We start from the raw sequence: 7510 nt of genomic DNA on the forward strand, positions 1-7510 counted from the left end.
GGTCTCGGATTTCAGCTCGGCGAACAGCGCCTGCGCCTTGCGGTTCATGGCGCCGTGGTCCAGCCGGCGCACCGGCCAGACGCCGGTCTTCAGCTCGCGGCCCAGGAAGACATTGGCGGCGGCGGTCAGGTTGTCGGCCAGAGCGAGGTCCTGATAGACCACCTCGATCCCGGCCTCGCGGGCGTCGACCGGCTTGTGGAAATGCACCGGCTTCCCGTCCAGCAGCATCTCGCCGGAGGTCGGCGGGAAGTTGCCGGCCATGACCTTGACCAGGGTGGACTTGCCGGCGCCGTTGTCGCCCATCAGCCCGACCACCTCGCCGGGCTCGATCGACCAGCTGACGCCGGTCAGGGCGTGGATCGCCCCGAAATGCTTGGCAATGTCCCGCAGCTCCAGAAGCGCCATGCCGCTTCGTTCCTCCCTGGCCCCGGTGATCCCGGACTCGTTTCGGGCGGAACTGTGAAAGAAGGCGCGGCGGAGCGCAATTTGTTTTTGTCTGATTATTAGCGAAACAGCGAGGGGATGAAGCCTGGCGACGATGTTCGATTTTTGTTCTATGTTGGATTGACCTAACACCGATGAGGCACAAAATTCCTCGTCAGTCGCGACAGCATAGCGATAATGGGAGCGTGTGAGAGTGTGCCATGGACAGCGAATACCGATTCCGCATCGCCGAAAGCTTCAGCCCTGGGACGCTCCCCATGGAGCGACTCGCAGAGTACATGATGGCGCTCGCCAAGCTGCTAGGTGAGGGAGAGAGCGTCCATTTCCAGAAGATTGTCGCGGGTTCTGCGGTGCTTGTCGCGGGCGTTGATCCGCCCGCGCGTCCAAAGGTGCGCGAGCGCGTCCGTGGGGTGCACGATGGTCGCGGTCCCAAGGATGCTCTCAAGGCGTTCGCCGAACTTGATGAGATGCTCCGTAAAGACAACGCGACGGGTGCATTGCTTGATGATGCGGACGTCACTGTAATCCCCTTTCCCGGCCGACTGCGCCCGGAGCCCCTGGTTTTTGGGCCGTTCCGGCAGGATGGCACGCTTGATGGGCAGGTGATCCGCGTCGGTGGGAAGGACGACACTGTTCCTGTTCATCTGCAGGATGGGGCGGTCATCTATACCGGCCTGAACGCGACCAGGGACATGGCCCGGCGCTTGGGGCCGTTGATCTATGGGCCGACAATTCGGGTCCATGGCACTGGCGTCTGGTTCCGAGACGGCGATGGGAGCTGGGAACTCAGAAGCTTCAAGATCACCGACTTCGAGGAGTTGGATGAGACACCGCTGCAGGATGTCGTGGCCAGCTTGAGACAGGTGAAGGGGAACGGCTGGCAGGATGTCCCTGATCCAGTTCAGACGCTTCTGAAGGAACGCCATGACAATGGAGATGCCCATTGATCGTGGCTTTCGATGCCAGCGTGCTCGTTTACTTGGTCACGCCGGACGCGGATGCACCTCTCGATAAGGCGACGGGGCAGCCCGTCGTCCGATGTGCCGACCGTGTTTCTCATCTGATTGCGACCTTGCAGCGCGAGAAGGCCACGATCGTCATCCCGACGACTTCCTTGGCAGAAGTGTTTGTCCGTGCGGGAGATGCCGCACCGCAATGGCTGGCGATGCTCGAAAGAAACAGGCATTTCCGGATTGCCGATTTCGACAAGCGCGCGGCCATCGAGCATGCTGCGCGACAAGCGGCACGGAAGCGGGGCGGCACTAAATCCCCGGCTGCAGACCGTCGTATAGCTAAATTCGACGACCAGATCGTCGCGATCGCTGCGGTTGCAGGAGTCAGCATCATCTATTCTGACGACGGCGACATACGCGCACTGGCAGGGGGCCAATTCGAGGTAAAGGGCATTGTAGATTTGCCTCTGCCACCCGAAAGCGCCCAGGGCTCACTTCCATTCGGAGGCACGGGGAGGCCACCGGAAACGGGCGAGTCCGAGTAGACTGCGAGCGGGCCTAGTTTGCTTCTGCCGCTTTAGGACCGCCGCTTCAGCCGGGCGATGTGGAAGCCGTCGAGGCCGCCGAGATCGGCCCAGTGGCTGGGCAGGGTGCGGACATCGCCGGCCGCGGTCAGCAGCTCGGCCGACCCGCCGATCTCCGCCGCCGCCACCGGCACCCGCATCAGCCGGTCGTCCTCGGCCAGCAGCCGGTCGATCTGTGATTCGCCCTCCTCGGGCAGCAGCGAGCAGGTGCACCAGATCAGGATGCCGCCGGGCCGCACCAGCTCGACCGCATGGCGCAGCATCCGCGCCTGGGCCGCGGCCAGCTTGGCCACGTCCTCCGGTCCCTTCAGCCGGGGTACGTCGGGGTGGCGGCGGATGGTGCCGGTGGCGCTGCAGGGCGCATCCAGCAGCACGCCGTCATAGGGGGCGCCGCCGGTGAAGCTCTCGGCGTCGCCGGTGTGCAGCCCGGCGGTCAGGCCGAGGCGCTCGAGATTCTCCGCCACACGCTTCAGCCGGCGGGTGGAGCGGTCGATGGCCGTGACCTCGGCGCCGGCCGCGACCAGCTGCGCCGTCTTGCCGCCGGGCGCGGCGCACAGGTCCAGGATGCGGCGGCCCGGGATCGGGCCGAACAGCCGGGCGGGCAGGGCGGCGGCGGCGTCCTGCACCCACCAGGCGCCCTCGCTGAAGCCCGGCAGCTCCGGCACCAGGCCGCCGGCCTCGCGCCGCAGCGACCCGCTCGGCAGCAGCCGGGCGTCCAGCTGCGCGGCCCAGACCTCGGGGCCGGCCTTGACCGACAGGTCCAGCGCCGCCTCGTGCAGATGCGCCTCGGCGATGGCGGCGGCGGTCTCGGTCCCATAGGCATCGGCCAGGCGGGTCCACAGCCAGTCGGGCGTGTTCAGCCGGGCGGCGTCCTGTCCGGCCAGCAGCGCCGGCCCATCCTCGGCCAGGCGGCGCAGCACGGCGTTGACCAGCCCCTTCATGCCGGCGAAGCCGGTCAGCCCGGCCAGCTCGACCGAGGTGTCGACCGCGGCATGGGACGGGGTGGCCAGGAACAGGCGCTGCGACAGGCCCAGGCGCAGCACGTCGCGCACCGTGGCGGCGCCGCGCGGCAGCGGCGTCTTCAGCGCGCCGTCGATCAGCGCGTCGATCTGGCCCAGGCGGCGCAGCGTGGTGGTAAGGAGGAGCCGGGTGAAGGCGCGGTCGCGCGGCGCCAGCTCCCGCAAAGCGAGATGGGCGTCCAGGGCCTCGTCGATCGGGCGCCGCTGCGCCAGCACGGCCCGCAGCAGCTCGACGGCCGCCTTGCGCGTGGCCAATCCGGTGTCGGTCATGCGCGGGATGTAGACCATCGGGGCCGGGCGGACCAGCGCGATGTGCCGCCGGTCACTTCCGCGATCGGCCGCGCCAGGCCATGCTGGGGGGATCATGGAGGACACGCCGATGCCGACCGACACCCCTGCCGCCCGCCGCCTCTATCTCGAGGACCTCGAGGTCGGCCAGCGCTTCGGCTCGGGCACCGTCGCGGTCACGCCCGAGTCGATCAAGGCGTTCGCCCGCGACTTCGACCCCCAGCCCTTCCATCTCGACGAGGAGGCGGCGAAGGCGACCTTCTTCGGCGGCCTGGCCGCCAGCGGCTGGCACACCGCGGCGCTGACCATGAAGCTCCTGGTCGGCGGCGCGTTCCTGCCGGCCGGCGGGCTGATCGGCGGCGGCACCGACGAGATGCGCTGGCCGCGCCCGGTCCGCCCCGGCGACGTGCTGCGGGTGGAGAGCGAGGTGCTGGAGATCCGGCCGTCCCAGTCGCGCCCCGACCGCGGCATGGTCAAGACCCGGATCACCACGCTGAACCAGGCGGGTGAGCCGGTGCAGGTGATGGTGGCCAATATGGTGGTTCCAAGACGGCCGGCTTAGATACTGCGGGCCTTGAAGGCCAAAAACCGTCATCGCGAGGCGCGCAGCGCCGTGGCGATCCAGGAGCCGGTGCCGCTGGATCGCCACACCCCTTCGGGGCTCGCGATGACGGGTCAATGGTTCAGGCGATGAGCCTATCCCAGCAGGCGGCTGACCAGCGCCGGGACCTCGCGGATCGAGTCGAGGGTGTGGAAGCCGGGCGGGGCGATCTCCGGCCGGCTCACATGCTCCAGCGCCCAGGTGATGCGGTAGGGGATATGCACCGCCTGGCCGCCGAGGTCGAGCACCGGCAGGATATCGGACTTCATCGAGTTGCCGATCATCAGGAACCGCTCCGGCGCCGTGCCGCCGCGCTGCAGGATCCGGCGATAGGTCGCCTCGTCCTTCTCGGCCACGATCTCGATGCTCTCGAACCGCTCGGCCAGGCCGGAGCGGGCGACCTTGCTCTCCTGGTGGAACAGGTCGCCCTTGGTGATCACGATCAGGCGGATGCGCCCGGCCGCGGCCTCCGGCGCCAGCGAGTCCAGCGTGTCGACCACGCCGTCGATCAGCTCGACGGGATGGTCCATCATCGCCTTGCCGAGGTCGAGGATGGCGCGGATCTCGCCGCTGCCGACGCGGCCGCCGCTGATCTCGATCGCGGTCTCGATCATCGACAGGGTGAAGCCCTTCACGCCGTAGCCGAAGGTCTTCAGGTTGCGCGCCTCGGTGTCCAGCAGGCGGCGCTCCAGCGTCGCCGGGTCGACCCAGGGGGCCAGCAGGGCGACCAGCCGGCCATGCGTCTCCTCGAACACGGATTCGCTGTGCCACAGGGTGTCGTCGGCGTCGAAGGCGACGGTCAGGGGATCGGACATCGGGAAGGGCTCTCGTGTCAGCCGCGGCGGGCGGCGAGGCCGCCGATCGATTGCGTCAGCGCGTGCAGGGCGAAGCCGAGGAACAGCAGGCCCGAGGCGCGGACGAACCAGATCTCGCGCCGGCGGTAGAAGCGGCGCACGCCCGAGGTGCCGGTGACGCCGACCAGGATGACATAGGCGGTGGCGGAGCCCACGCAGGCGGCCACCACCAGGGCCGGCAGGGCCGACCAGCTCAGGCTGGCGGCGTAGCTGGTCAGGAGCGCGGTGAAGGTCGCGACCGCCACCGGATAGCCCTTCGGGTTGGTGACGCCGAACAGCAGGCCGCGCAGCAGGGGCCGGTTGACCGAGCGGTCGAGGCTGCCGTCGCTGCCGCGGCGCACCGTCAGCGCCGACCAGCCGAGCCACAGCAGATAGCCGCCGCAGATCAGGCCCAGCGCGTCGAACACCACCGGGCCGATGGCCTGGGCGCCGATGATCGCGGTCAGCGCCAGCGCCGACCACAGCGCGTCGCCGACCAGATGGCCGCACAGGAAGGTGGCCCCGGCCTTCCGCCCCTGGCCGGCGGAGATGCCGAGCAGAGCCAGCACCGCCGGCCCCGGCGAGATGCCGTAGGCGAAGCCGGCGAGGCCGGAGGCCAGGAGCAGGGTGCCGTTCACGATCGCTCTCCGAAATCCGTCGGGCCGCGGTCGCGGCCGGCGCCAAAATCGGCCATAAGGGACGCCCAGGGCAAGCCCGGCGGAGCGGACGAGGACGAGATGGACGTGACGGAGATCCTGAAGCGTTTCGATGCCGAGCTGCGCCGGGCCCCGGTGCCGGCCGACCCGGACTATCGGGTGGAGCGGCTGGCCGAGGTCACGCGCATCGTCGGCCCCGGCCCGGACGTCCACGACAACTGCGTGCTGTGGAGCGGGCTGGACGCCGCCACGGCCGATGCGGTGATCGCGCGCGAAGCCTCCTATTTCGCCGGCCAGGGCCGGTCGGTCGAATGGAAGCTGTACGGCCATGACGCGCCGGCCGATCTCGGCGCGCGGCTGGCGGCCGTCGGTTTCGCGGCGGAGGAGCCGGAGACGCTGGTGGCGCTCGACCTCGACGGCGCGCTGCCGCCGCCGGTCGATCCGGAGGGGGTGACGATCGAGCGGGTGATCGACCCGGTGCGCTTCGGCGCCATCGACGACCTGATGGCCGCGGTCTACGGCGCCGACGAGGATTGGCGGTCGGACGTTCTGGGGGCGGAGCTGGCCGCGGCGCCGGACCGGCTGTCGGTCTATCTCGCCATGGCCGACGGCCATTGCGTCTCGGCCGGCTGGATCCGGTTCAACCCCGGCACCGTCTTCGCCGACCTCTGGGGCGGCGCCACCCGGCCGCATTGGCGCGGGCGCGGCATCTACCGCGCTTTGGTGGCCAAGCGCGCCGCTGAGGCGAAGGGGCGGGGCTTCCGCATCCTCACCGTCGACGCCTCGCCCGAAAGCCGGCCGATCCTGGAACGGCTCGGCTTCCGAGCGCTGACGACGACCACGCCTTATGTCCGTGAGGCGGGCGCCTGATGGTTCATAGGAGCGTGTCCAGAAACAGATTGTCATCGCGAGGCGCGTAGCGCCGTGGCGATCCAGAGGGCGGTGCCGCTGGATCGCCACGCCCCTGCGGGGCTCGCGATGACGGTTCTGGCTTTCCCGCGGCCCGCTAACCCCGCCCGATGAACGGCATGTTCGTCGCCATCACCGTCACGAACTGGACGTTGGCGTCGAGCGGCAGGGACGCCATCATCAGCACGGTGCTGGCGACATGGGCCGCGTCCATCAGCGGCTCCGGCTTGATCGAGCCGTCGGCCTGGGGCACGCCCTTGGCCATCTTCGAGGCCATGTCGGTGGCGGCGTTGCCGATGTCGACCTGGCCGCAGGCGATGTTGTATTTGCGCCCGTCCAGCGAGGTCGACCGGGTCAGGCCGGTGATGGCGTGCTTGGTCGCGGTATAGGGGGCGGAGTTCGGCCGCGGCACATGGGCCGAGATCGAGCCGTTGTTGATGATCCGGCCGCCCTGCGGGTCCTGGTCCTTCATGATCCGGATCGCCTCCTGCGTGCACAGGAACGGGCCTGTCAGGTTGGTGTCGACCACCGCCTTCCACTGCTCGAAGCTCAGCTCCTCCAGCGGCACGCCCGGGGCGCTGATTCCGGCATTGTTGAACAGCACGTCCAGCCGGCCGAAGCGGGCCTTGGCGGCGTCGAACAGGGCGCGGACGCTCTTGGGGTCGGTGACGTCGGTCGGCACTGCCAGGGCATGGTCGGCGGACGCGCCGGACAGGCGGATGGTCTCCGCCAGCGCGTCCTGGCGCCGACCGGCCAGCACCACCTCGTAGCCGTCCTTCAGGAAGGCCAGCGTCACCGACCGGCCGACGCCCGACCCGGCCCCCGTCACCAGCGCCACCTTGCTCGTCATCTGCGTCTCTCCCGTCTCGGTCTCTTCGGGGTCGGTTCCGCCCCGTCTCAGGAACGGACCCTAGCGGTTATGTCCGACCTAGTCAGCCGGAATGCTGTCGTCGCCCGTGGCCGCTGACCTCGGTGCCGGCGTCGCGGCCCAGCGGCAGATAGTCCAGCATCGACAGCAGCGCCAGCACGCCCAGGACGGCGAAGGCGATCTGGTATTCGGCCACGGTCGAGCCGCCGGCCAGGCCCGACGCCTCCGCCGCCCGCAGCGCGATGGCGCCCAGCGCCACGCCCAGCCCCATTGAGATCTGCTGGGTGACGCTGAACAGGGTGTTGGCGGCACTCATGGCGCGGTCGCGCCGGACGTCTTCTGTCGTGAAGGCGGC

9 protein-coding genes and 1 pseudogene are annotated in these 7510 nt (G+C 69.3%); 4 read left to right on the top strand and 6 right to left on the bottom strand.

The features are described 5' to 3' along the window. Window positions 1-405 (bottom strand): ATP-binding cassette domain-containing protein (locus ABDW35_RS27605; RefSeq protein WP_343717067.1); only part of this gene is annotated, 405 nt, incomplete at its 3' end. A 239-nt stretch (window positions 406-644) separates the two neighbouring features. Here ABDW35_RS27605 and ABDW35_RS27610 point away from each other — a divergent pair. Together ABDW35_RS27610 and ABDW35_RS27615 are read left to right on the top strand one after the other, a co-directional pair. Further along, window positions 645-1391 (top strand): hypothetical protein, encoded by a 747-nt coding sequence (locus ABDW35_RS27610; RefSeq protein WP_343717068.1) that lies wholly within the window; start codon window positions 645-647, stop codon window positions 1389-1391. Then, complete coding sequence (locus ABDW35_RS27615; protein WP_343717069.1) at window positions 1388-1942, top strand: hypothetical protein; 555 nt, start codon at window positions 1388-1390, stop codon at window positions 1940-1942. The genes ABDW35_RS27610 and ABDW35_RS27615 overlap by 4 nt, the downstream gene beginning before the upstream one ends. A gap of 32 nt (window positions 1943-1974) precedes the next feature. Here the strand turns inward: ABDW35_RS27615 and ABDW35_RS27620 are convergent, their stop codons facing one another. Next, window positions 1975-3366 carry a transcription antitermination factor NusB gene (locus tag ABDW35_RS27620; protein WP_343717070.1) on the bottom strand — a complete coding sequence of 464 codons (1392 nt, stop codon included), beginning with the start codon at window positions 3364-3366 and terminating at the stop codon, window positions 1975-1977. 13 nt (window positions 3367-3379) lie between these two features. Between ABDW35_RS27620 and ABDW35_RS27625 the strand changes: the two genes are divergently transcribed. Then, on the top strand, window positions 3380-3850 hold the full coding sequence (locus tag ABDW35_RS27625) for a MaoC family dehydratase (protein ID WP_343717071.1): 471 nt from the start codon (window positions 3380-3382) through the stop codon (window positions 3848-3850). 134 nt (window positions 3851-3984) lie between these two features. Here the strand turns inward: ABDW35_RS27625 and ABDW35_RS27630 are convergent, their stop codons facing one another. Beyond that, window positions 3985-4704 (bottom strand): HAD family hydrolase, encoded by a 720-nt coding sequence (locus tag ABDW35_RS27630; RefSeq protein WP_343717072.1) that lies wholly within the window; start codon window positions 4702-4704, stop codon window positions 3985-3987. A 17-nt stretch (window positions 4705-4721) separates the two neighbouring features. Next, on the bottom strand, window positions 4722-5360 hold the full coding sequence (locus tag ABDW35_RS27635; RefSeq protein WP_343717073.1) for a LysE family translocator: 639 nt from the start codon (window positions 5358-5360) through the stop codon (window positions 4722-4724). A 99-nt stretch (window positions 5361-5459) separates the two neighbouring features. Here ABDW35_RS27635 and ABDW35_RS27640 point away from each other — a divergent pair, with 99 nt between their 5' ends. Beyond that, a complete protein-coding gene (locus ABDW35_RS27640; RefSeq protein ID WP_343717074.1) occupies window positions 5460-6248 on the top strand; it encodes a GNAT family N-acetyltransferase in 789 nt (262 codons plus the stop codon). Between the two features lie 136 nt (window positions 6249-6384). On the opposite strand, the gene ABDW35_RS27645 is transcribed toward ABDW35_RS27640, so the two are convergent. Together ABDW35_RS27645 and ABDW35_RS27650 are read right to left on the bottom strand one after the other, a co-directional pair. Continuing rightward, window positions 6385-7137, bottom strand: a complete 753-nt coding sequence (locus ABDW35_RS27645) for an SDR family oxidoreductase (protein ID WP_343717075.1) — start codon at window positions 7135-7137, stop codon at window positions 6385-6387. A gap of 82 nt (window positions 7138-7219) precedes the next feature. Further along, a pseudogene (locus ABDW35_RS27650) lies at window positions 7220-7510 on the bottom strand (hypothetical protein); the annotation flags it as partial.

The organism is Inquilinus sp. (genome assembly GCF_039594555.1).
Classification (GTDB): domain Bacteria; phylum Pseudomonadota; class Alphaproteobacteria; order DSM-16000; family Inquilinaceae; genus Inquilinus.